This is a genomic window from Variovorax boronicumulans (assembly GCF_029892485.1).
Lineage (GTDB): Bacteria > Pseudomonadota > Gammaproteobacteria > Burkholderiales > Burkholderiaceae_C > Variovorax > Variovorax boronicumulans_B.
Genome location: NZ_JARXVG010000005.1, coordinates 100,011 through 122,739 on the forward strand (window position 1 = coordinate 100,011; position 22,729 = coordinate 122,739).

Consider the following 22,729-nt stretch of genomic DNA (forward strand, 5'->3'; position numbering starts at 1 on the left):
TTCTGCGTAACAATCCCTGGTACGCAGCCGATCGATTGCGGCGCGGATGTTCCCCACAACGTTGAAGCATGAAGATTTCTCCCACCATCATTCCGGATGTCTTGATCCTGGAGCCCCAGGTCTTCGGTGACGCCCGAGGTTTCTTCCTCGAAAGCTACAACGAAGAAGTTTTCCGCCGTGCGACCGGCTCGGATCTGGCGTTCAAGCAAGACAACCACTCGCGTTCGTCCAAGGGCGTGCTGCGTGGCTTGCACTATCAAGTCAAGCAGGCGCAAGGAAAGCTGGTGCGCGTGGCTCAGGGCGCGGTGTTCGACGTTGCAGTGGACATCCGCCCAACCTCCGCGACTTTCGGGAAGTGGGTGGGCGTAGAGCTCAACGAAAGCAACCATAGACAACTCTGGGTGCCGCCCGGCCTAGCGCACGGCTTTCTCGTATTGAGCGAGACGGCAGACTTTCTCTACAAGACCACCGACTACTACGCGCCCGCCCATGAGCGGAGCATCGCGTGGAACGACCCGGCGATCGGGATCGATTGGCCTCTTTCGGGCGCCTCGCCGGTGCTATCCGCCAAGGACGCCGCGGCCCCAACGCTTGCCGAAAGCATCGCCGGAGATGGCCCTTGATTCTGGTGACCGGAGGCGCCGGGTATATCGGATCTCACACATGCGTTGAGCTGGCGCGCGCGGGGTACGACTTCGTCATCCTGGACAATTTCTCCAACAGCACCCCGGTTGTCCTCGAACGCATCGGGCGCATTACCGGGCAGCCGGTGCGTTGGCATGAAGGCGATATCCGCGACCGGGCGACGCTCGACCGGATCTTCGCGCAGTACCCCATCTCCGCCGTCTTGCATTTCGCCGGACTGAAAGCCGTGACCGAGTCGATCGATCGCCCGATCGACTATTTCGACAACAACGTTCATGGCTCCATCGCCCTCGTGGGGGCCATGCAGCGCGCAGGGTGCAAGACCCTGGTGTTCTCCTCGTCGGCCACGGTCTATGGCCCCGATCAGCCGATGCCCGTGGCCGAGAGCGCACCGCTCACTGTGAGCAATCCTTATGGCCGCACCAAGCTGGTCGTGGAGGACTTGCTTTACGAGTTGAGCCGTTCGGATCCGCAGTGGCGGATTGCGACGCTGCGGTATTTCAATCCGGTGGGTGCGCACGACAGCGGCCTGATCGGCGAGAGCCCTCTGGGCACACCCAGCAACCTGATGCCGCTCGTGTGCCAGGTTGCCGCGGGTCTCCGGCCCGCCGTGCAGATTTTTGGCGACGACTACCCGAGCCCCGATGGCACGGGGATCCGCGACTTCGTCCATGTCATGGACCTTGCGGACGGACATGTGGCCGCGCTGGGTTTCCTCGAACGGAATCAGACGCACATCGTGGTCAACCTCGGCACGGGGCGCGGTGCTTCGGTGATGGACGTGATCAAGGCGTTCGAGCGCCTGAGCGGCCGGCGCATCCCGTATGAAATCGTGTCGCGCCGCGCGGCGGACATCGGAATCAGTTTTGCCGACGTCAGCCTCGCGAACGAGTTGCTGGGGTGGGTCGCCAAGCGTGACCTCGACGACATGTGCCGCGATGCGTGGCGATGGCAATCCGCAAACGGCCAGTGAAGTGAACGCGGGGGCGGCCGCCGGAAAGATCCGCCGACGAATGACGGTCAATAAGAATCCCGAAATGGGAAGGTGGGGAACAGCGTTTGATTCAAATTTGCCAAAGCGCCCGGGGCGTGAAATCCTGGGTGTCGGATAAACAAGCCCACGAGCTGGTCTCTCGGCATCGCCAGTTCCCTGGAGGCTGAATGGATCGCCTCGTCTTCGTTTCTACCGGACTGTTTTCCCGCACACCTGGCGCGGCAGGCCGGGTGACGTCCGACATGCTCCGCGCCCTCGACGAAGCAGACCGCCAACGTGCGACCCTGGTCATGGTCGATGCCGCCGTGGACCGTGTGTCGTTCGAGGCCGCATTTCCGAACGTGGCACTCGTCGAGGTCGATACCCGCATCGATCAGGATCGATTCACGGATTCGCGTCAGCATCCACCCGCCTCGGCCTACTCGAACACCTCTGCGCACTGGCGTTCTGCATGCGTGTTCAGGGCGCTTTCTGCGTTGAGCGAGAGCCAGTCGATCAAGTACCTGGAGTTCCAGGACGCGGGCGGGCTCGCCTTTTGCACGCTGCAGGAAAGCCGGCTCCAGGGCTTCCTGTCCGACGCCACCGTCGCGGTTCGCCTTTGCGGATCTCACACCGCGCTGATGCATGCCGAGGCCTTGCCGCTGTCCATCGAGGATCTGAATCTCAGCGATCTGGAGCGCAAATGCCTGCGCGATTGCGATGTCGTCATTGCGCCGAGCCCTGCAGTGAGCGAAGCCACGCGCGAGATGTTTGGTTTTTCTCCGCAGGAATGGGAGCCGAGGGTCATTTGCCACGCACCGCCCGTGCTGTCCGGCGGTGTCTCTGGCGTGGAACATGCAGTCTCCCCGTCTTCCGACCAGGCCATTGTCTTCAGCGCCGATCTCCGGAGATCGGAACGCCCCGATCTCTTCGTGCGCGCCGTTGCCGGTTTCATGCGCCGGTGTCCAGGCTACACGGGCTCGATGAAGCTCGCAGGCCATGCCCCGGACGAGAGTTACCTTGCGCAGATCGAGCGCCTGGTTCCGTCGATATTCAGCGAGCGCGCCAGCTTCATCCCGGAACTGGCCCCGCAGGAGCGTGAAGCACTCGTCGGAAAAGCAACTGTCGTTTTTCCCGGTGCGTCCCCTGCTTGCGAGATGGCTGCCATCGAAGCCTCGCTCTCGGGCGCACGCGTGATCCTGAACGAAACGAATCCGGCTTTCGGCGAAGGCACGCGATGGCGTGACGGTGTCAGTTGCCTGAAATTCGACGGAACGGTCGACGGGCTGGTTGGCGCGCTGGAGCGCAATTTTGAGAACAAAGCGCAGCTGACCCCGGTGCAGTACTCGCAAGAACCGTGGCCATGGCGTGTCGCAACCAGGCAAAGGCCTGTGTGGCATGCGCTGCAGGAGCGGCCGCTGGTTTCCGTTGTGGTGCCGCACCACAACCTGGGAAGCTACCTGACAGCGACGCTCGACAACCTCGCCGCCCAGACCTACCGGAACATCGAGATCGTCCTCGTGGACGATGCATCGACGGACACGCAAAGCCTGCGCGTGATCGATGAGCTCGCGTGCAAGGAAGACGCCCGCCTCAAGATCGCTCGCCTCACGGCGAACGTCGGCTTGGCCGCGGCGCGAAACATCGGCGTTCGTCTTGCAACGGGCCGCTACGTGCTGACGCTGGATGCCGATGATCTGATCCATCCGCACTTCCTCGAAGTCGGCGTGGCTGCGCTGGAGAACAGCACGGAATTCGACATCGTCGTGACCCCCGCCGGGTACTTTCTGGACGGAGAGGCGCAGCCCACACCGGGGGAGGCGGCGAACTTCTGCGACTACGCGATGTTCTCCGGCGAGGCCGTGGTCGCCGGTCTTCTGGAGAACCGGTTCTCCACCGCGACGGCGCTGTTCAGGAAATCGGCACTCGACGATTTCCCGTACGTGGAGAGCTTGAACTGCTACGAAGACTGGTCGCTGTTCATGAGGATGTGCGATGCAGGCCGGCGATTCCTCGTCACGACGGATGTTTTCTTTTTCTACAGAAGAAGATCGAATTCGATGGTCCATGCGTCGCGCGATCTTGCTCGCAAGCGCATCGAATACAGCGATCTGTTGCGAACGAGTGCTCCCCAGGCGATCGCGCAGAAATCCAGGCACTTGCTGGTCGGAATCGGAGCGGCGGTGGCCGGCAACCGGGCCGGTGCCGAACCGGAGCCGAGCGAAGAGCCCCCGGACAATACCGAAGCCACGGCCGAGGAGCTCATCCACGGGCTCTTTGGATCCAAGGGGCAATACGATGAGCAAGTCGTCTTTGCGAGCCTCAAGGCGTCCCGTTGGCTCGAGCGCAAGGCGCCCTGGATGATTCGAGGCAGCATGCTCGCGGCGCGTTGGACATGGCGGGCCTATCGTGCCGTTCGTGGCCGGCGCTGAAAAAAGCGTTCAAACGGATCTGCAACAGGCGTGATCAATGGAATCGACGAAATAAAACCTTCGTCGGTGTCTGGAATTGGTTGATTGATTAATTAATTAATTTGAAGAAGAAGATTCGACTTGGTCGAATCGCCTTGCTCGATGAAAACATCAGGTATTGAAATCAGCAATCGAATGGCGCCGGGACATCTCAGGTTGCTGCTCATATTTGTCGGCGTTGCACTGCTCGCAAGAGGTGGCGTCCTCTCCCGAGGCTTTGCCATCGACGATTATTTTTACGGGCAAGGCTTCACGAATGGGGAATTCGCGAGTTTTCTGACGCAAGGAAGATTTCTCTTGGCGGTCATCGACCGGGTCATCAATTCACTCGGCGTGAACATAAACGATATTTATGTTTCCCTGGGATTTTCTGCATTATTGCTGCAAGCGGGACTTGTGTTGTCTATATTGCGCTTCGTTGGAGCCGCGGACAGACCAGGTGCAGCCATCGCGGGCTCGCTGATGGTGGCGCATCCGTACTTTGCAGAAATACTCACATTTCGCATGGTGCTTCCAGGGTATTGCGTGGGTACATTGCTCGCGATCATCACGCTGGAATCTGCCGCCCGGGCCGGAGAGAAAAAAACCCGGAATCTGCTGATCTCGCTTGCTGCAACCGTTGGAATGCTGTTCGTGTACCAGGGGTTCTTGAATTATTTTTCGGTTGCGCTCATCTTTTGTTTTTTGTTCAGCGAAATTTCAGGGAATGCGCCGGAAGCGAACGCAGGAGTCGGCAGCGATCACCGCAGGCGGATTATCAATTTGCTGCTTGTCTGCATTGTTTCTGTTCTGGTTTTCTTGGTGGTCCTGAGCGTGTTCAAACGGCTCGGCGTCATCGAAATAACGAGCAGGGCAAAATTCATCGAATTGAAGGAAGTCCCTGAGAGAATTTCGAAGATTTTCGACCTGATTGCCACCATATATTGGCGCGAAGAGCCGTTGGGCGCTCATTGGCTGAAAGTCCTTCTTGCCGCAATGCTCGTCGTCGCCGGGCTGGCGTTGAGCATTGAAGTCCTTCGGAATGCGAGGGCGAAGGGGCAATGGCCTGGGAATTTGGCCGTCCTGCCTGCGGTCTTGCTCCTTGTGCCAGCGACAGTTGGTGTGATCCTTCCATTCAAGGATTGGTGGCCAATGCCCCGTGTGTTGTCTCAGGCTGGACTGATCATCGGATTGTTTTTTCTGCTCGCCTATCCGATATTGCGTCGGATGTTCGCGAAAATTCCGGGCGGTGCCTTTGCATTGCTCCCGGCGATTTTGATCACGTTTTTCGTATTCAAGAATAACCAGGTTTTTGCCGATCAGCAACGACTTAATTCCTGGGAGAAGATGAAGATCAATCGAATTATCGCTCGTCTCGAGCAAATGAGTGATTTTTCGAAGGTTGAATATATTTTCCTTAGCAAAGGCGAGTGGAAATATCCTGCCAAGTTGAACAGTATTCACGGTGACATGAACGTATCTGCTCTTACCCCCGAGTACTCAAGGGTGCCGCTCTTGATCGAAGCCTCTGGATATGCGTTCAAACCGGCGACAGGCACACAAATTGCTTTTGGTGAAGGCTATTGCAAATCTGCACCGGCTTGGCCGAGCGAGCAATCGGTTTCTATTGTCGGGAGTTTGGCGATCGTTTGCCTGGAATTAAGTCCTTGAAGGTGTTCGGCGGCTCTTGGCGGCCGAAGGCTGGAATCCATCAATTGAAATTGAATATTAACGCGCTGCAATGAAAAACCTTCAAAGAGTATCCATTGTCATCCCGGTTTATGCAGGGGAGCGCTCGCTCCCCATGGTTGTCGCGGAAATCGAAAAATTCAATTCGCCTCAGATTTCGCCCGAAGGCCACGAATTCGTCGTGTGCGAATTATTGCTTGTTCACGATTGCGGACCCGACCGATCGGACACAGTCATTGATGCATTGGCTGCAAAACACTCCTTTATTCGGCCGATATGGTTGTCGCGGAATTACGGGCAGCACGCTGCGACGATGGCAGGCATGGCAAGCGCAACCGGCGACTGGGTGGTCACCATGGACGAGGACGGCCAACAGGACCCGGAAAGCATCAAGGCCCTGATTGATCTGGGAATTCGAGAGAATTTCCAGCTTGTTTATGCGCAGCCAACGAACGCCGCCCCGCACGGGTTGGTCAGGAATTTTTTCAGCAAGACTGCAAAAATCATCAGTACGCGACTTCTCGGAAATAAATCGATTGGCCGTTTCAACAGTTTCAGATTGATCGACGGTGAAATAGCCCGGACCTTGTCCGCGTACTGCGGGAATGGCGTATATCTCGATGTCGGACTTTTTTGGATAACAGGCCGAGTCGGGCACTGCCCGTTGAAGCTCAGGGAGGAATTTGGCCGGCCTTCCGGTTATTCTTTTCTGGCATTGGTCAAGCATTTCTGGAGCCTTGTCCTGACCACCGGGACGCGCCCACTGAGGCTGATCACGATTGTTGGTTTTTTCTCGATCCTGTTTGCCATCGGTTTTGCGATATACGCCATGTACAAAAAATACACGGGGCAGGTTCCCATTGAGGGATGGACTTCCCTGGCGGTCGTGGTTGCGTTCTTTTCGGGCGTGATACTTACCGCGCTCGGCGTGATTGCCGAATACCTCGCCGTGACGATGGGCATCGTGATGGGCAAGCCGCTTTACGTGGTGAGTTCCAAACCGACCCGGCCGAACCGCCCATGAAAACGTCTTGGGTAGTGGGTGCTCGAGGTCTTCTGGGATCGGCTTTTTGCCGCGCGCTCTCGACGGCCGGCGCGGCGCCCTTCACGCCCGGCGAGCCCTTCCAATGGACCGATGAATCGACGCTGCATTCGCAGATCGAGACTGCGGTTCGCGGGTTTTCCGCCAGTGCGAGCCGTGCCACCCGCTGGGAAATATATTGGGCGGCTGGCGCCGGCACGATGGGCAGTTCCGAGGCAGTCCTCGTACCGGAGACTCGTGCGCTGGCTTTGCTGCTTGAATTGATCGCGGCGGATGCCGTTCTGATGGGCATGCCCGGCTCGCTGGTGTTCTCAAGCTCCGCCGGGGCGATCTATGGTGCCTGTCCGGACGAGATCATCACGGAGGAATCTGTGCCGGCGCCCAACTGCGCTTACGCGCGGGAGAAATTGAGCCAGGAGGAGTTGTTGCGATCGTTCTGCGCCGCGAATCCGAGGATGACGGTGCTCCTCGCCCGCATTTCCACGCTCTATGGCGTGGGGCAGGCGACAGTCAAGCCGCAAGGGCTTCTGACTCATATTGCGCGCAGCATCGTTCGAAACAAGCCGATAGGAATCTACGTTCCCATCGACACCATTCGCGATTACATCTCGGTCGACGATGCCGCGCTGGAAATCATCGAAACACTCCGTGTTTTGAATTCGGCCCCGGGCGTATTGACGAAGATCATTGCATCGGAGCAGCCGACGACCATTTCCGAAATAATTTCCATATTCAAAAGAATTGCCAGAAAGTCGCCCCGAATTACAACGGGAGTGAACAAGTCCTCCGGGCTCTATTCTCGGCGCATCCGATTTTCCTCCGTGGTGCCGAGCCGAGGTCGAAGCCGAAAAATTCGCAGCCTGGCGGTTGGTGTCGCTCAATTGCTCGAAGCCGAGCGATTCACGCACGCCAATCCGGGTGGTCGATGAAGCGCGATATTGATTCGCGCGGCGCCACAAAAATGAAGACGGACAAGATTCTTTCGTTTCAGTTCATTCGATTCCTCATCGTGGGCGTCGCCAATACATTGGTCGGGCTGTCGGTGATCTACGCTGCCAAATATTTTTTTCATGCAGGCGATGTCGTCGCAAATGCCATCGGCTACGGTATCGGCATCTGCGTCAGTTTCTTTCTCAACAGCCGGTGGACCTTTGCCTACGAGGGGGCCGTGCTGCCTGCGGCAGCGAAATTTCTTCTTGGCACTGCGGTCGCTTATGGGGCAAATCTCCTGACGGTCATCATGGCAATAAACTATTTCGGGCTCAATAGCTATCTTGCGCAGGCGATGGGCATGCCCGTATATACAGTTACCGCCTACGTGGCAAGCAGATATATAGTGTTCCGACCGGTAGAAGCGATGAAGTAGGGCGCCGACCCACGACAGCTTGGCTTCTATTCGACAAGTTGAATAATGATGAAAGAATTTTGCATTCTGTTTCTATTGAGTTCGTGACGGGCTCGTCGTCGTTGTCATGCGTCTTGATCGATGTTTGCATCAAAAATTTAATAAAAACTAGGAATTCATGATGATTGGGCGGATTCGGAGATTCATAGCCTTCTGGTGGGACCAAGGAACCCCGGGGGCTGCACGGTTGGTTCGCAGGAAGCTGGGCGAGATCGTTGGTGTGAACAGGAAGTCTGGCGAAACGAACGACCCGAAAATGACGCTGCCCGAACTTTGGGCGCTGAAATTCGTCTCGCAGCAGCCGCTGCACACTTATGTGATCCCGAAGTCCTCGCTGCCGCGAGTCAGCCTGGTGACCGACAGCATCGGTTCGGGGAGCCTCTTCGGCGGCGTAGGCACCGCGTTGCTGTTTGCGGCCCAACTGGCCAATCGAATGAATGCAACGCTGCGGATCGTGACCCGGACCGAGGAGCCCTCACCGGCGAATGCCTCGCAGGTCCTGGGCGCCTACGGCATCCGGCTGCGGCAGGAAATCCAGTTTGCCTACGCAACGCACGTCGGAGGCGACTATCCGAGTGCCCTTCCTGCCGGCGCAACGGCGCCCAGCCTGGACGTCCTCCCCGACGAAATCTTCGTCACCACTTCGTGGTGGACGACTGCGGCGGCGCTGCCCAGCGTTCCGCGCGCCTCGATCGTCTATCTGCTCCAGGAAGACGAACGGATGTTCTATCCCTTCGGAGAAGAGCGCGTTCAATGCGAGCGGGTCTTGCAAGACCAGGACATCCGGTTCGTCGTCAACACCCGACTCCTGTACGACCACCTGATCGCAACGGGCCTGGATCACCTGCGGCGTGCCGGATGCTGGTTCGAGCCCGCATTCCCGAAGTCGCTGTTCCACGAGCGCGAGCGCGAGCCAGGTGGCAAGAAGCGGTTCTTCTTCTATGCGCGCCCGAACAATTCGCGCAATCTCTTCCACATTGGCATGGACCTCATCGACAGAGCGGTCAACGAAGGGATTCTCGATCTCGAGCAGTGGGACATCTTCCTGGTCGGGAAGGACATTCCCAATGTGACCTTCGGCGACGGCTATTCGCCCCGGCGCATCGAAGGACTCGACTGGGAAGCCTATGCCGGCCTGGTGGGAACGATCGATCTCGGGCTCTGCCTGATGTACACGCCGCACCCCAGCTATCCCCCCCTGGACCTGGCTGCCAGCGGTGCCGTCGTGGTGACCAACAAGTTCGCCAACAAGCAGGATCTGTCGGGCTATTCGCGCAACATCCTCTCCGCAGAACTGAACACGCAGGCGATGCTCGATGCGCTGAGGGCCGGCGTGGCGCTCGCGGGGGACAACGAGGCGCGCAGCCGCAATTTCGCAGCCAATGCCCTGGGCTCGGACTGGACGCAATCGTTCGAATCGACCCTCGAGTCGCTCGCCGCGGGACGCTGATGTTTGCACTGCAGACCCCGCCCGTTCCCTATGCGGATCCCTGGCTTCAGCCGCTGTCGACACGGTTGGCCATGCTGTACCGGCGCAAGGTGCGGGTGGCCTATTTCTACGAGGAGCCGAACAACAGCACGTTTCGCTACCGGGCCTACAACATGGCCCACGTACTCAACGACGATGCGGCGGGCCACGTCTCGGCGAGCTATTTTTTTCTGTCCGACAGCGAGCGCTTCGATGAGATCGCCGACGCTGCCGATGTGCTGGTCATCTGCCGTTCGCGCTACTGCCATCGGGTCAACGGCCTCGTCACCAAGTTCCGCGCGCGCCGAAAACGCGTGCTGTTCGATGTCGACGATCTGGTCTTCGACACCGACTATGCGCACCTGGTGGTCGCCACTCTGGGCCTTGACGTCACGCAGAACGGCCTCTGGGACGACTGGTTCGCGATGATCGCCCGCATGGGCCAGACGCTGAAGCTGTGCGACGGCGCGATCACGACCAACGATTTTCTTGCGCAGAAGCTCGCGGACTACTCGGGCCTGCCGGTGCACGTGGTGCCGAACTTCATGAACCGGGAGCAGCTCGCGCTCGCGCAGAGCGTCTTTGCAGAGAAGGAGCGCGCGCGTTTTGCCGGCAACGGCAAGGTGACGCTCGGCTACTTCAGCGGCTCTCCTTCGCATCGCCTCGACTATGCGATCGTGGAGTCCGCGCTGGCCGAGGTGCTGGCCAGGCGACCGGAGGCCGAGGTCATGGTCGTCGGCTACATCGACCACGGGCCGGTGATGCAAGAGTTTGCGCACCGCGTCAGCCGCCAGCCTTTTCATGACTACGTGAACCTCCAGCGCCTGCTCGGGACGGTGCAGTTCAACCTCATGCCGCTGCAGTCGAATACGTTCACCGATTGCAAGTCCGAGTTGAAGTATTTCGAGGCGGCGAGCGTCGGCACCCTGAGCATCGCTTCGCCGAGCTTCACCTATCGCCGTGCCATTCGCGACGGCGAAAACGGCTACCTGGCCAAGGCGCACGAATGGGCCGAAGTCGTTCTGCGTGCCATGGACCGCAGCGACGCTTACGAATCGATGGCGCAGGAAGCGCGCAACGATGCACTGTCGAAGTTCAGCTGGCAGGAACAGACCGGGGCTGTTCTGCGTGCATTGCAGCTCGCCCCATAGCGTACCTGCAGCCTCGCTGGAGCGAGTTTCCCGAGCTCCAGGCCCCGCCAAATGTCAGAGCGGCCCGGGTATCTGTTGTTAACTCAATGTTAACTGCGGCCGTATACTCGCCTGCCTTGCTCCGGCGCGGCCACCCCTCCTTCTGATTTATCTCACCGTTGCGCATGACGCTTTTGATCTATGGAGCAGGCGGACTGGGCCGTGAGGTTCTTTCCGCTCTGCAGGCATGCGGGGAGCACGTCGCAGGCTTCGTCGTTGACCCGGGTTTCCCGGTGGCGGATATCCGAGGGCTGCAAGTACGAGCCGAGCGCCTGGAGACTTTTTCGGATCCTGGCGTGCGCCTTGTCCTCGCGGTCGGGGATGGTCGGGCGCGCCAACGCGCCGCGCTGTCGATCGGCACCGCAGTCGAATGCGTCGCGGTGCGGCATCCGGCCGCAGTGATCGGTTCGGGCGTCTCGGTCGGCGCGGGCGCCCTGATCATCGGTCTTTGCAGCATCACGACGGACGTTTCGATCGGGTCCCACACGCTGATCAATCCGGGCAGCACGATCGCCCACGATTGCGTTCTTGGGGATTTCGTCAATCTCGGCCCTTCTTGCTCTCTTGCAGGACGGGTCACCGTTCAGGAAGGCGCCAACCTGGGTGTGGGTGTCTCGGTGGCGCCTGGTGTCGTGATCGGCGCCTGGTCGACCGTGGGTGCGGGTGCCGTGGTGATCCGCGACGTCGAGCCCGGTTCCACCGTCGTTGGCGTTCCGGCGCGCCCGATTCAGCGCAGGGGCGGCACCGCGGCCTCCGTCCCGCCTCCGGTCTAGTTCCTATCGTCCAACTGCCCAGATGCCTACAGTCATGCCCGTTCAAGACCGAAATATTTCCCCTGCGACGATCAAGGTCCTGCGACCGCGACTGCCCGCGGCAGCCAGCCTCCTGCCATATCTCGAACGCATCGACAGCTCGCGCACGTACAGCAACTACGGGCCGCTCAATGGCGAATTCGCCCGCCGCCTCGGCGAGCTGGTCGGTGGGAGCCATGTGACGCTGACCTCCAATGGGACCACCGCGATCGAGCTGGCGTTGAGGCTGCGTTGCCAGCAAGGCGGTCATTGCCTGATGCCTGCATTCACCTTCATCGCCAGTGCGCATGCGGTGTGCAATGCCGGCCTGACACCGTATCTGCTCGAGACGGACCCGAACTCCCTGGCGCTCACGCCCGAAATCGCCGCTGCAGCGCTGAACGCAGTGCCCGGTCCGGTTGCCGCGGTATTGGTCGTCAGCGCCTTCGGCGCGCCGCCGGACTTCGCCGCCTGGGCCGCGTTCGAGCAACAACACGGCATCCCCGTCGTCTTCGATGCCGCGGCCGCATTGACCTCGCTCTCGGGCATCGGCCGGCAACCCGTTTGCGTGAGCCTTCATGCCACCAAGACCCTGGGCATCGGCGAAGGCGGGGCCATCTTCTGTGCCGACCGGGAACTGATGGAACGCGCAACGGCCATGACCGGCTTCGGGTTCGTCGGCCAGGAGCGCCAGTCTTCGCTGCGCGCGGGCAACTACCGCATTTCGGAGTACTCGGCCGCAGTGGGCCTGGCGGGGTTGGACGGGCTGCCAAAGCGCATCCAGGAAATGCGCGAATTGACGGCCGCATACGCAAGGCGCCTGGAAGGCAAGGCGGTGCATTTGCAACGCGGCGTCGGAACCGATTGGGTCACGATGACGTTGAACGTGATCGTTCCGGCTGCAGACGTCGCTGCGACCACGCAGCGGCTCGACGATGCCAAGGTCGAGTGGCGCCGTTGGTGGGGACTGGGTTGCCATCGGCATTCGGCGTTCAAGGACGTGCCGATGTCCAACCTGTCCGTCACCGACACTCTCGCGCCGTGTGTCGTCGGCTTGCCCTTCCACGACGACCTGTCGCCGGACGACCTGGATCGCGTCGCGGACTGCCTCCAATGAGCAAGAGCCCGCTTCTTTCGTACATCGTTCTCTCGTACAACTACGAGCGCTACATCGGAAAGACGCTGCGCAGCATCCTGGACCAGACGGTGCAGGACTTCGAGATCGTGGTGGTGGACGACAGATCCATCGACAGCTCGGTGGCCGTCGTGTCGGCCATCGAAGACCCGCGCATCAGGTTGTTCGTCAATGAAAAGAACCTGGGCGGGGCGGCGAGCTACAACCGGGCGGTTCAGGAGGCGCGCGGCGAGTGGTTGGTCAACCTGGATGCAGACGATTGGATCGATCCGCGAAAGGCTGAAATCCAGCTGGAGGCGGCAGCCCGGAATCCACAACTCGATGTCATCGGCACCTATGTCGAGATCTATGACGAGAATGACGATCGGCACCCATCGGCCGACGCGTTGGAGGCGGGATACAACAAGCCGCGCGACCTGAATCTGGTCGACACCTGGATCGGTGCCAACCATCTGTGCCGGTCTTCCACCATGGTGCGTGCCTCGGCGCACAGGCGAATCGGGCTGGATGATCCGCTGATGGTGCGTGCGCCAGACTACGAGCTGTGGACTCGCGCCTTGCAGCACGGATGCAAGTTCGCCATCATTCCGCAGCGCCTGACCTTTATTCGTGCGCACTCGCGCGGCGTGACACATGGTGATCCGGTCGGCACGCTGCTCGAGGTCAGCTACGCGATGCAGCGCAATCTGGTGCCTCTTGCAGAAGCTCGCTCGCTGCTTCTTTCCATCACTCGAATGGTTGCGTGGACGTGTCGCCATCCGGCGCTGAGCCAATTGCCGCCATTGCAGGCCCACAGACTGATCGGCGTGATGATGCAATCGACGGCGGCATCTGATTTCCAGCATTTCCTCGCAATGCTGGGGAACTACGGCGTTCAGCCTGAACTTGCCGAAGTCGGCCGACGTTCCTTTGCGTTCGTGGGACCGAGTGCCGATGCATATCAGGAGGTCGACAAGCTTCACAGCGACATCCGGGCCTACATCGAAGCAAGGGACTATTTCAGGGGGGAAAGCGAAAAATGGGAGCAGGCCTATCGCTCGCTCGTGCTTGAGCGCCAGGCGGTCGCCGAAGCTCCGGCTCCGGCCTCAGGCTCTTCACCCTCTTTGCCCCGGCGTGCATGGTCGCGTCTTGTCCGGACCCTGACCAAATGAATTCGCCTCGTATCCTGGCGCTGCTCCCCTTCCTGGTGAAGGGTGCTCTCTCGATTGCCATCTTCCGTGCGCTCAGAGCACGCGGTGTGGATATCACGGTTGCCTATTGCGGCGATGCATCGGCAGCCTACGAACCTGACCCGCTGGAGGATTTCGCTTCGACCGGGCATCTTCTCGATCTGTCCGGCATGACAGCGATGACCCGGTTCGATCTGGTTCTGGAACGGCTTGTCGACAGCAAGGTGGATCTCGTGCTGCAGATAGGCGCCGGAGAGCTCTATCACTTGCTTCCCTATTGGAAAGAGCGGTTGCCTGCTCTGCGGATCGCCGACATTCTTTACAACGAAATCGGCCATACGTTGAATCACTTCCTCTATGAAGGATGCTTCGATGCCGTGATCGTCGAGAGTGATTTCATGGGCGACTACATCAGGCGATCGTCCCGCAGGCCCGATCCTCCCGTCGTCGTCGTTCGCAGCGGTGTCGATCTGGACGAGTTTTCCCCTGCAGCTACGCAGAGCGGCTCCGGACTCAAGGTCGGCTATGTCGGCCGGATGTCGGATGAGAAGAATCCGGTCGGATTCATCGAGTTGGCACGGCGGCTCGCGCCCCTGAACCCCGTGCTCGATTTCGAGATGTTCGGTACGGGTCCCGATGCGGCCATGGTCAAGGAGCGCGTGGCAACCAGTGGGATCGCTGAGAGGCTGAGATATCACGGCTTTGTCGAGCACGCCAGAGATGCACTGCATCAATTGGATGTGCTCGTCCTGCCGTCGAAATTCGATGGCAGGCCCGTTCTGGTGATGGAGGCGAATGCGTGCGGCGTTCCCGTGATCGCAGCCCCGGTGGGCGGAATTCCTGAACTGGTGGCCGACGGGGTCAACGGCTTTCTGATCCCGCCGACCGAAACCGAGCGCATACACGCGTTGCTGTCCAGGCTGCACGAGCAACCACAGGCACTCCATGCACTGAAGACCGCGGCGCGCGCCCATGCGCTGCAGCATTTCAGCCGCGAAAAGATGATCGATGCATACGCGGCCGCCTTCGCGAAAGTAGCCCTGGTTTGATGGAGGCTCACGACCGGTATCGCGCGCTTCGCCGTGGCGCGAGCGGCAGCTGGCGCACTGGCCCAAACGATGTCGCGACAACCAACAATTGAAAATCTCAGGGCGCTGACCAGCCTGCGCTTTTTTGCCGCAATGATGATTGTGGTTCTGCACGGGTCCAACAGTCTTGCCTGGCCATGGTTGCGCGGTGCGCCGTTGGCGCTCGCACAAGGGGTCAGTTTCTTTTTCGTGCTGTCCGGTTTTATCCTGACGCATGTCTACGGTGAGCGCCCGCCAGGATCGATTCTGGCGTTCATGCGCGCAAGGGTTGCAAGACTTTGGCCGGTGCATGTGGTCGCCATTGTCTTGCTGGTCGTCAGCGTGGCGCCGGGCTCGATCACGTTCGACGGTCCCGGGATTTTCAGCAAGTGGGTGGTACTCGGTTTCAATGCCGTCCTTGTGCACTCGGCTTTCCCCTTTCTGGCGTACACGTTCTCCTGGAACTCCGTGTCCTGGAGCATTTCCACGGAGATGTTCTTCTATCTGGCATTTCCGTTCCTGCTGGTCAACATCGAACGCACCTGGCACTGGAAGCTCCTGGGTGCCGCCCTGTTGGCAGTGATGTTGATCGCAGCGCTTCGCATTGCAGCGGTACCTGTCGAAAGCGGTGATTTCAATCGAATCACGGCGGCATATGCGACCTACCCGAGTCCATTGATGCGTGGGTTCGAATTCGTGCTCGGCATGTCGACCAACGTGCTGTGGAGGAAGTACCTGCGCCATCAGTCCAGGTCGCTGTGGTGGTGGACGGCAGTTGAAGTGATCGCGCTCGCTGTCCTCGCATGGTGGATGTTGAAAGGCTTCTACGTGGTGCACCGCCAATTCCCGAGCCCGTGGTTCAACCTGTTTTTTCAGCCGGCTGGATCGTGCTGGGCCTTTGCATTGGCGATTGGGTGCCTTGCCTCCGGTCGCGGCCTCGTTGGGCGATTGTTGTCAGTGCGCCCGTTCGTATTTCTTGGCGAGATCAGCTTCTCCATCTACATGCTGCATCTCATTCTGATCAAGGCATTCGTTACCACCTTCGCATGGCCGGGCGTTCCTGAGTTTGTCTACTTCAGCGTGCTCTTCGTGTTGGCCACGGCGGTCTATCTGCTCGTCGAAAAGCCTGCGCAGCGGTGGCTGCGTGGCGGGAGCAAAGGCAAGACTTTGCATCCGCCGATCACCGAGCGGGCGGCGGCAAAGTAGAGCGCCATCGACGCATGAGAGAAACCTACCTTGATGGCCTGCGCGGATGGGCGGCGCTCGTCGTCGTCCTGTGCCACGCGGGAGAGGTGTTCTGGCCCCAATGGCATCCCGGCTTCTATCCGCTTCTCACCGACGGTTCATTCTCGGTATTCATTTTTTTCGTTCTCTCCGGCTATGTGCTGAGCGTGGGATTTTTCCGGACCGGTGAGCGACGCGCAGTGATCGATCTCGCGCTTCGACGTTATCCGCGGCTCACGGTGCCGATTTTCGCGGCCTCGTGCCTGGCCATGGCGTTGATGGCTCTCGGGTTGATGCGGAACATCCAGGCAAGCAAAGTGACAGGAGGCGAGGGTTGGCTGCCGATCGTCTATGCCTTCACTCCCTCCATGGCGGATGTGCTGCACTTTTCCTTCTGGAGGGTGTATGTCGACGGCTCGCCGGCAAGCTCCTACGATGCGCCACTTTGGACAATGCCTGTGGAGATGCAAGGCTCGATCCTTGTTTTTGCCGCGTTGCTCGTCATGGGGCAGCGGGCCGCGCTGCGAGGCGTCATTCATGTGGCGCTGCTCGGGATCGCCGGGTGGCTCGCATCTCCATTCGTGGCGATGGCCGCAGGAGCCGCGATTGCGAACTTCACGCAGCTCGACATCCATCGGAAGTTGGGCGAATCGAAAGCCGCGCCTTGGGTGTCGTGGTCGTTGCTGACCGGCGCGATCGTCTTCGCCGCTCTGCGGCCGCATGACTTCGGGCCGGTGTGGCTCACGCTCTGCAGCTCCGGGCTGCTCTATGGCGTGTTGCTCAACAGAGGATTTCAGCGGGCACTTTCGTTGCCGATCTCCAGGTGGCTCGGTCGGCTTTCCTTCTCGCTGTACCTGTTGCACGTTCTGGTGCTCTGCAGCTTCACGTCGTGGGCCTATCTGGCACTCGGAGGTGGAGAGAAGCTCTCGAGCACAGGCGCCATCATGCTGCTGGTTGCAACGGTTGCCCTTTGTCTTGTCGTCGCCGCCCTGTTCCATCCGATGGAAAGAATGGGGATCGCTTTGGGCCGCCGCTTTTCACAGGCGGTTCTTCGTGCCGCCTGATCTACGCATGCCCTCGGTTTCGATTCGCGACCCGTTGTAGTCGGCACGTTGCTCGATGACCCAGATGCGCCATACCAGTTGCGGCTGCGGCGCTGCGATCTTGCTGGGAGATCAAGGGATCGCCTGGGCAACCGTGTCTTCAATTCCCTTCGGACAGAGCCTGCAGCTGCTTGTACATCGCAGCGTTGGTCGCTTTCAATTCCTCGGTGTCGTGATGCAGGCGATCCCACTCTCCCTGCCAGTTCTTTGCTTGCTGCGCGTGCCACTGCGCGCTCTCCAGCGCGGTGCCAGCGCTCTCCGCGACGACCCGATCTGCGTGCCAGAGCTGTGTCAGCCGCTTCATCAGATTGAAGCTGTTGGCCTGTTTGATCAGCGTCGGCAAAGCCAGAATGCGATCGGCAGTCACGTTGAATGAATGGACGACGTTGTACGCAAGATTGATGCTGATTTCTGCGTCGGAAAGTCCAGCGGGCGACGGCTTCGTCATGGCCTGGAACAGTTGAGCGACGCGGGAGAAGACCTGCGGGTCACGGGCGGCAACGCCGATATAGGTCGAACTGTATCCAGCGATGGCCGACTCGAATCCAGTGAACTGGTAGTCCGGGAATTCCTTGAACAAAGTCTCCATCCCCTTGACCGTGGGGTAGTAGACATGCTCGTACGATGATTCGAGCCAATCCTTGTTGTCCCTCGTGTACGACATCAGGGGAACCTCGAAGATGAGCACGCCGTCGTGCTGGAGGGATTTCAGGGAAACATCGAATGCACCTCTGAAATCGTTCACATGCTCGAAGGTCGCTATCGATGTGATGAAGTCAAAACTGCCGTGCGTTCGATTGCTGACCGCAGGATCGAAGACATCGGAAGCAATGATCGCCACGCCTCTCTTGCGTGCCACCTCAGCTGCGGCGGCATTGACCTCGATGCCGAAGCGTTCGTAGGTCCCGTTCAGGCTTCGGAGCAAATGGCCATTGGCACAACCGATGTCCAGGATCCGGCCAGTGGGGGAGATCGTCTCCAGCATGAGCTTGACCCACAGCAGACTGTGATCTGCTGTGAACTCGTAGTCGTGGTAGCCCATCTCATCTGCATTGGCAGCGCCGTAGTACGTGTCTTCATAGAAAACGCTCGTATCTTCGGGAATCAGTTCGATGACGCCCATGTCGCAGTTCTCGCAGAACAGGACATTGCGCCCGTCGCCCCGTGTCAGTGTGCGGCCAACATCGAGAGCGGTGCAGACATTGCATTTGAAATGCATTTGATTGATCCTTGAGGCCGCGACACGCGGATGGTCATCATAGTCGTCGAACCGCTGCGGGATTCGTGAAAACTCATTGGTTCAAACCGTGCCCCGATGCAGGACTCGACTTCGAACCATCGGGGGTAGTGCCGGGTGACCATGGCTCGTGCAAGGAGCCGGAATCGCATGCAGTGCAGTCATGGAATTCTGGCCCCGGCGGCCGGACCGTCAGCGCTCGACGATCCGCCCATGCTCCAGATGGATCACCCGATTGCATTCCTTGGCGATCAGTTCGGGCGAGTGCGAAGCCAGCACCAGGATGCCTGACTTCGACACCACATCGCGCATCCGCTGCTCGGCCTTCTCGGTGAACGCCGCATCGCCCACCGATAGCCATTCGTCCATCAGCAGGATGTCGGCTTGGACGCTGGTCGAGATCGAGAACGCGAGCCGCATCATCATGCCGGTCGAGTAGGTGCGCACAGGCATGTTGACGTACTCGCCCAGTCCGCTGAAATCGCAGATGTCGGGCGTGAGCCGTTCGATCTCCTTCATGCTCATGCCCATCACGAGGCCGCGCAGCATGATGTTCTCGATGCCGGTCGCGTCCATCTCGATGCCGAGTGCGGGATCGATCAGGCTGGCCACCGAGCCCTGGCGCGCGAATTCGCCGGACGAGGGCTCGTAGACGCCCGCCAGCGTGCGCAGCAGCGTGGACTTGCCCGCACCGTTGTGGCCGATCAACCCCAGCCGGTCGCCGCTCTTGAGTTCGAGGTTCAGGCCGCTGAGGGCCTGCACCACGGTGACGCCGGTTTCCTTGCCGAAGCGCCCGCCTGTGACCGAGGCCGCAAGGGTCTTCTTGAGCGATGCCGAGCCCGCCCCGTAGATGGGAAAACTGACCGAGACGTTTTTGAGTGAGATGGATGCCATGGATCAGAGCCAGTAGACGACGCGACGGCGGTATTTGACGAACAGCGCACTCGCGAAGGAAACGCACAGCACGGTCCACACGCCGATGCCGATCCAGCTGTGCAGGTGTGCCTCTCCGCCCATGAGCGGCGTGCGCAGCAGGTCGAGCATTTGCGCGAACGGATTCCACAACACGTACTTGGCCCGGCCCGGGAGGTTCTCGGGCAGCCAGAACACCGGCGTGAGGAACATCAGCATCTGCATGATGCTGGTGACGATCTGGGTCACGTCGCGGTAGCGGGTGCAGATGAGGCCCAGTACCAGGCCGAGTGCATGCGCGTTGACGATGAGGATCAGGAAGGCCGGAATGACCAGGAGCACCGACCACGACAGCGAGACGCCGGCCCAGATCGCGACGGGGATGTACAGCACGATCTGGTGGGCGAACTGGATCAGGTTGCGCGACAGGCCTCGCCAGACGAACATGCTGATCGGAAAGTAACCCTGCTTCAGGTAGTTGGACGAACCGACGAAGGCGTTGCAGGCATCGCTGACCACCGCGGAGAACAGGCCCCAGAAGATCACGCCGAGCGCCAGATGCGGGAAGAACTTGTCCAGATGGGTGCCGAACAGCGACGCATACAGCGGACCCATGCCGCCGATCATGATGCCCATGCTCAACGTGAGCCACAGCGGCCCCAGCATGGAGCGGCGGTAGCGCAGCACGATGTCGAACCAGGCGAGGGTCCACCAGATGTCGGTGCGGCGGGTGCCCTCCCACCAGTCAGCCAGCGCGCTTCGATGCAGATTGGAATGGACTTGGCTCATGCGTGTTCGTCAGTGTTTTTGTCTGCCATGCGGACGGTGCTGTCCTGGGTCAGGTCGCCGTGGCATGAAACGGCGGTAAGCAAATGCGCTTCGTTGCCGAAGTAGGTCAAGCGGGATTTCTTCGGGACTATGGCCGGGCCGGCCGGGGCGGTGCCTGCAAGGGCGCGCTCATTTTATTCATGAGTAATCAACTGAGAGATAATTTTACCGGCTCCGGTTCCGCTGCAATTCGTAACCCTGGAGAGTCCACTGCCCCCCCGATCGGAAGGGCCGCGACTGCCCGCAGGCAGCATGCCCCACAAGAATTCGATCCATCCATGAGCATTCCGCGTCCCCTCGAAGTCTCCGTTGCCCTCTGCACCCACAACGGCGCCCGCTTCCTGCGCGAGCAGGTGCGCAGCATCTGCCTGCAGACCCGGCCGCCGGTCGAGATCGTGCTGTCCGACGATGCCTCGCGCGACGGCTCGGTCGAGGTGGTGCGCGCCACGGTTGCCGAGTGCGCGGCCGAGCGCCCTGGCCCGTCGATCGCCCTGCGGGTCTTCGAGAACCCGGTTGCCTTGCGCGTGGTCAAGAACTTCGAGCAGGCCATCAGCGCCTGTTCGAGCGAGTTGATCGCGCTGAGCGACCAGGACGACGTGTGGATGCCCGACCGGCTCGCGCTGATGGTGTCGCACTTCGAGCAGGACGCCAACCTGCTGCTGCTGCACACCGATGCGCGACTGGTCGATTCCGAGCGCCGCGACCTGAACCAGACGCTGTTCCATGCACTCGAGGTCACGCCCTTGGAACTGGCGCGTGTGCATGGCGGCAAGGCCTTCGACGCGCTGCTTCGCCGCAATCTGGTCACCGGTGCAACCACCGTCTTTCGCCGCACGCTGCTGGCCGACGCCCTGCCGCTGCCGGTCGAGTGGGTGCACGACGAATGGTTGAGCATCGTCGCGTCGAGCACGGCGCGGGTGGATCTGCTGGAACAGCCTCTCATCGAATACCGCCAGCACGAGTCCAACCAGATCGGCGCGCGGCGCGACACCTTTGCGGAGAAGGTGCGCAAGGCGCTGGCTTCCCGGGGCAACACGCACGTCGAGCGGGCGATCAAGGCCGAGCTGCTGCTTGCGAGGCTGCTGCAACTGGGAGACAGGGTCCCGCCCGAGATCATCGCCAAGGTGCGCAGCAAGATCGTGCACCAGCGTTTTCGCGCCGTCTTGCCGGCGTCGCGGCTCGCGCGCATCGTGCCGATCGCCCGCGAAGCCATGACCGGCCGCTACGACAAGTTCGGCCGCGGCGTGCGCGGCGTGGTCCGCGACCTTTTCGAATCTGTGTAGGCTCCGCCCCCAGAAGAACCATGAACCCAATGAACGCCTTCCCAGATTCCACCATCGCAGCGCAGCCGACCGCCTGGCCGAGCGTCGTGGTGATCATCCCGTTCTACAACGGCGCCGATTTCATCGAGCGTTCCGTGAAGAGCGTCTTCGAGCAATCGGTGCCCGCGGCCGAGGTGATCGTGGTCAACGACGGCTCGCGCCCCGAGGAGCGCGCTTCGCTCGATGCGCTGGCCGTGCGCTTTCCTTTCCGCATCATCGACAAGGAAAACGGCGGGCAAGGCTCGGCCCGTAATGCCGGCGTGAAAGCCTCCACTTCGGACTTCATCTGCTTTCTCGATCAGGACGATTTCTACCTGCCCAACCACATCGAGACGCTGGCAGCATCGATCCCTGCCGGCGACCGGCTGTTCGGCTATGTCTATGCCGACCTGTACGAGGCCGATGCCGACGGCAACGTGATCCGCACCGGCGTCATCAAGGAGCACGCGACGCACCCCAAGCGCAACATCAACGACCTGCTGCGCAACGACATGTTCGTGCTGCCGTCGGCCACGCTGGTGAGCCGCAAGGCCTTCGAGGCCGTCGACGGTTTCGATTCGCAGTTCATGGGCTTCGAGGACGACGACCTGTTCCTGCGTATCTTCCGCAAGGGGTTCAGCAACTACTTCGTGGACAAGGCCGTCACCGTCTGGTGCATCCACACGGCGAGTACTTCGTTCGGCATCCGGATGATCCGCAGCCGCTTCAAGTACTTCAAGAAGCTCACCCGGATGTTCCCCGACGAACACCTGCGCGGGCGCTACTACTTCCGCGATTGCCTGGTGCCCCGGTTCCAGCCGTACTTCGTCAACCATGCGATCGAGTCGATCAAGAACGACGACCAGTACCGCGAGGAAATGAGCGCGATCCTCAACGAGTACGGCGCGATGGTGCTGGCCAATCCGTATGTGGGCCGCAAGAAGAAGCTGCGCCTGCGGATCACGCTGTTCCTGCTGCGGCACAGCCCGCCTGGCATGGTGCGCTTCGTGGGCGCGCTGACCAGGCTGCCGGTCATTCGCAGCCTGAGGCGCATCTACAAGAACTGAGCGCGCAGGCGGGTTGCTTCCGTTTCGCCTCTG

General features: G+C 60.4%; 20 protein-coding genes. 17 read left to right on the forward strand and 3 right to left on the reverse strand.

Translation table 11 applies throughout. The annotated features are described in order from the left end of the window. Positions 1 to 68 precede the first annotated feature (68 nt). The 15 genes from rfbC to M2282_RS13485 all read left to right on the forward strand — a co-directional run bounded on the left by rfbC (position 69) and on the right by M2282_RS13485 (position 17,312). Positions 69 to 623: a dTDP-4-dehydrorhamnose 3,5-epimerase gene (rfbC, locus tag M2282_RS13415; RefSeq protein WP_280809269.1), complete on the forward strand. Its 555-nt coding sequence runs from the start codon at positions 69 to 71 to the stop codon at positions 621 to 623. Next, positions 620 to 1,618: a UDP-glucose 4-epimerase GalE gene (gene galE, locus M2282_RS13420; RefSeq protein WP_280809270.1), complete on the forward strand. Its 999-nt coding sequence runs from the start codon at positions 620 to 622 to the stop codon at positions 1,616 to 1,618. Before rfbC ends, galE begins: the two co-directional genes overlap by 4 nt. A 188-nt stretch (positions 1,619 to 1,806) precedes the next feature. Then, entirely contained in the window at positions 1,807 to 4,050 is a 2,244-nt protein-coding gene (locus tag M2282_RS13425; RefSeq protein ID WP_280809271.1) for a glycosyltransferase, read from the forward strand. Positions 4,051 to 4,170: 120 nt separating this feature from the next. After that, a complete protein-coding gene (locus M2282_RS13430) occupies positions 4,171 to 5,739 on the forward strand; it encodes a glucosyltransferase domain-containing protein (RefSeq protein ID WP_280809272.1) in 1,569 nt (522 codons plus the stop codon). Positions 5,740 to 5,809: 70 nt separating this feature from the next. After that, positions 5,810 to 6,781: a glycosyltransferase gene (locus M2282_RS13435; RefSeq protein ID WP_280809273.1), complete on the forward strand. Its 972-nt coding sequence runs from the start codon at positions 5,810 to 5,812 to the stop codon at positions 6,779 to 6,781. Beyond that, positions 6,778 to 7,728: an NAD-dependent epimerase/dehydratase family protein gene (locus tag M2282_RS13440; RefSeq protein WP_280809274.1), complete on the forward strand. Its 951-nt coding sequence runs from the start codon at positions 6,778 to 6,780 to the stop codon at positions 7,726 to 7,728. Before M2282_RS13435 ends, M2282_RS13440 begins: the two co-directional genes overlap by 4 nt. Next, positions 7,725 to 8,165, forward strand: a complete 441-nt coding sequence (locus tag M2282_RS13445; RefSeq protein ID WP_280809275.1) for a GtrA family protein — start codon at positions 7,725 to 7,727, stop codon at positions 8,163 to 8,165. The genes M2282_RS13440 and M2282_RS13445 overlap by 4 nt, the downstream gene beginning before the upstream one ends. Before the next feature lie 295 nt (positions 8,166 to 8,460). Continuing rightward, the gene (locus M2282_RS13450) at positions 8,461 to 9,654 is read left to right on the forward strand and encodes a hypothetical protein (protein WP_280809276.1); all 1,194 of its coding nucleotides are present in this window, start codon (positions 8,461 to 8,463) and stop codon (positions 9,652 to 9,654) included. Next, positions 9,654 to 10,823, forward strand: a complete 1,170-nt coding sequence (locus M2282_RS13455) for a glycosyltransferase family 4 protein (RefSeq protein ID WP_280809277.1) — start codon at positions 9,654 to 9,656, stop codon at positions 10,821 to 10,823. The genes M2282_RS13450 and M2282_RS13455 overlap by 1 nt, the downstream gene beginning before the upstream one ends. 164 nt (positions 10,824 to 10,987) lie before the next feature. Beyond that, on the forward strand, positions 10,988 to 11,635 hold the full coding sequence (locus tag M2282_RS13460; RefSeq protein WP_280809278.1) for a NeuD/PglB/VioB family sugar acetyltransferase: 648 nt from the start codon (positions 10,988 to 10,990) through the stop codon (positions 11,633 to 11,635). A gap of 34 nt (positions 11,636 to 11,669) precedes the next feature. After that, complete coding sequence (locus M2282_RS13465; protein ID WP_280809279.1) at positions 11,670 to 12,770, forward strand: DegT/DnrJ/EryC1/StrS family aminotransferase; 1,101 nt, start codon at positions 11,670 to 11,672, stop codon at positions 12,768 to 12,770. Beyond that, positions 12,767 to 13,939 (forward strand): glycosyltransferase family 2 protein, encoded by a 1,173-nt coding sequence (locus tag M2282_RS13470; RefSeq protein ID WP_280809280.1) that lies wholly within the window; start codon positions 12,767 to 12,769, stop codon positions 13,937 to 13,939. The genes M2282_RS13465 and M2282_RS13470 overlap by 4 nt, the downstream gene beginning before the upstream one ends. Beyond that, positions 13,936 to 15,006: a glycosyltransferase gene (locus M2282_RS13475; RefSeq protein ID WP_280809281.1), complete on the forward strand. Its 1,071-nt coding sequence runs from the start codon at positions 13,936 to 13,938 to the stop codon at positions 15,004 to 15,006. The genes M2282_RS13470 and M2282_RS13475 overlap by 4 nt, the downstream gene beginning before the upstream one ends. A 69-nt stretch (positions 15,007 to 15,075) precedes the next feature. Then, positions 15,076 to 16,230: an acyltransferase family protein gene (locus tag M2282_RS13480; protein ID WP_280809282.1), complete on the forward strand. Its 1,155-nt coding sequence runs from the start codon at positions 15,076 to 15,078 to the stop codon at positions 16,228 to 16,230. A 14-nt stretch (positions 16,231 to 16,244) separates the two neighbouring features. Continuing rightward, the gene (locus M2282_RS13485; RefSeq protein ID WP_280809283.1) at positions 16,245 to 17,312 is read left to right on the forward strand and encodes an acyltransferase family protein; all 1,068 of its coding nucleotides are present in this window, start codon (positions 16,245 to 16,247) and stop codon (positions 17,310 to 17,312) included. A gap of 139 nt (positions 17,313 to 17,451) precedes the next feature. On the opposite strand, the gene M2282_RS13490 is transcribed toward M2282_RS13485, so the two are convergent. The 3 genes from M2282_RS13490 to M2282_RS13500 all read right to left on the reverse strand — a co-directional run bounded on the left by M2282_RS13490 (position 17,452) and on the right by M2282_RS13500 (position 20,289). Continuing rightward, a complete protein-coding gene (locus tag M2282_RS13490; RefSeq protein ID WP_280809284.1) occupies positions 17,452 to 18,570 on the reverse strand; it encodes a class I SAM-dependent methyltransferase in 1,119 nt (372 codons plus the stop codon). Between the two features lie 210 nt (positions 18,571 to 18,780). Then, positions 18,781 to 19,482 (reverse strand): ABC transporter ATP-binding protein, encoded by a 702-nt coding sequence (locus M2282_RS13495; protein ID WP_280809285.1) that lies wholly within the window; start codon positions 19,480 to 19,482, stop codon positions 18,781 to 18,783. A gap of 3 nt (positions 19,483 to 19,485) precedes the next feature. After that, a complete protein-coding gene (locus tag M2282_RS13500) occupies positions 19,486 to 20,289 on the reverse strand; it encodes an ABC transporter permease (protein ID WP_280809286.1) in 804 nt (267 codons plus the stop codon). 317 nt (positions 20,290 to 20,606) lie between these two features. Here M2282_RS13500 and M2282_RS13505 point away from each other — a divergent pair, with 317 nt between their 5' ends. Together M2282_RS13505 and M2282_RS13510 are read left to right on the forward strand one after the other, a co-directional pair. Beyond that, a complete protein-coding gene (locus tag M2282_RS13505; RefSeq protein WP_280809287.1) occupies positions 20,607 to 21,611 on the forward strand; it encodes a glycosyltransferase family 2 protein in 1,005 nt (334 codons plus the stop codon). Between the two features lie 29 nt (positions 21,612 to 21,640). Then, on the forward strand, positions 21,641 to 22,696 hold the full coding sequence (locus tag M2282_RS13510; RefSeq protein WP_280809288.1) for a glycosyltransferase family 2 protein: 1,056 nt from the start codon (positions 21,641 to 21,643) through the stop codon (positions 22,694 to 22,696). The last annotated feature ends 33 nt before the right edge of the window (positions 22,697 to 22,729 follow it).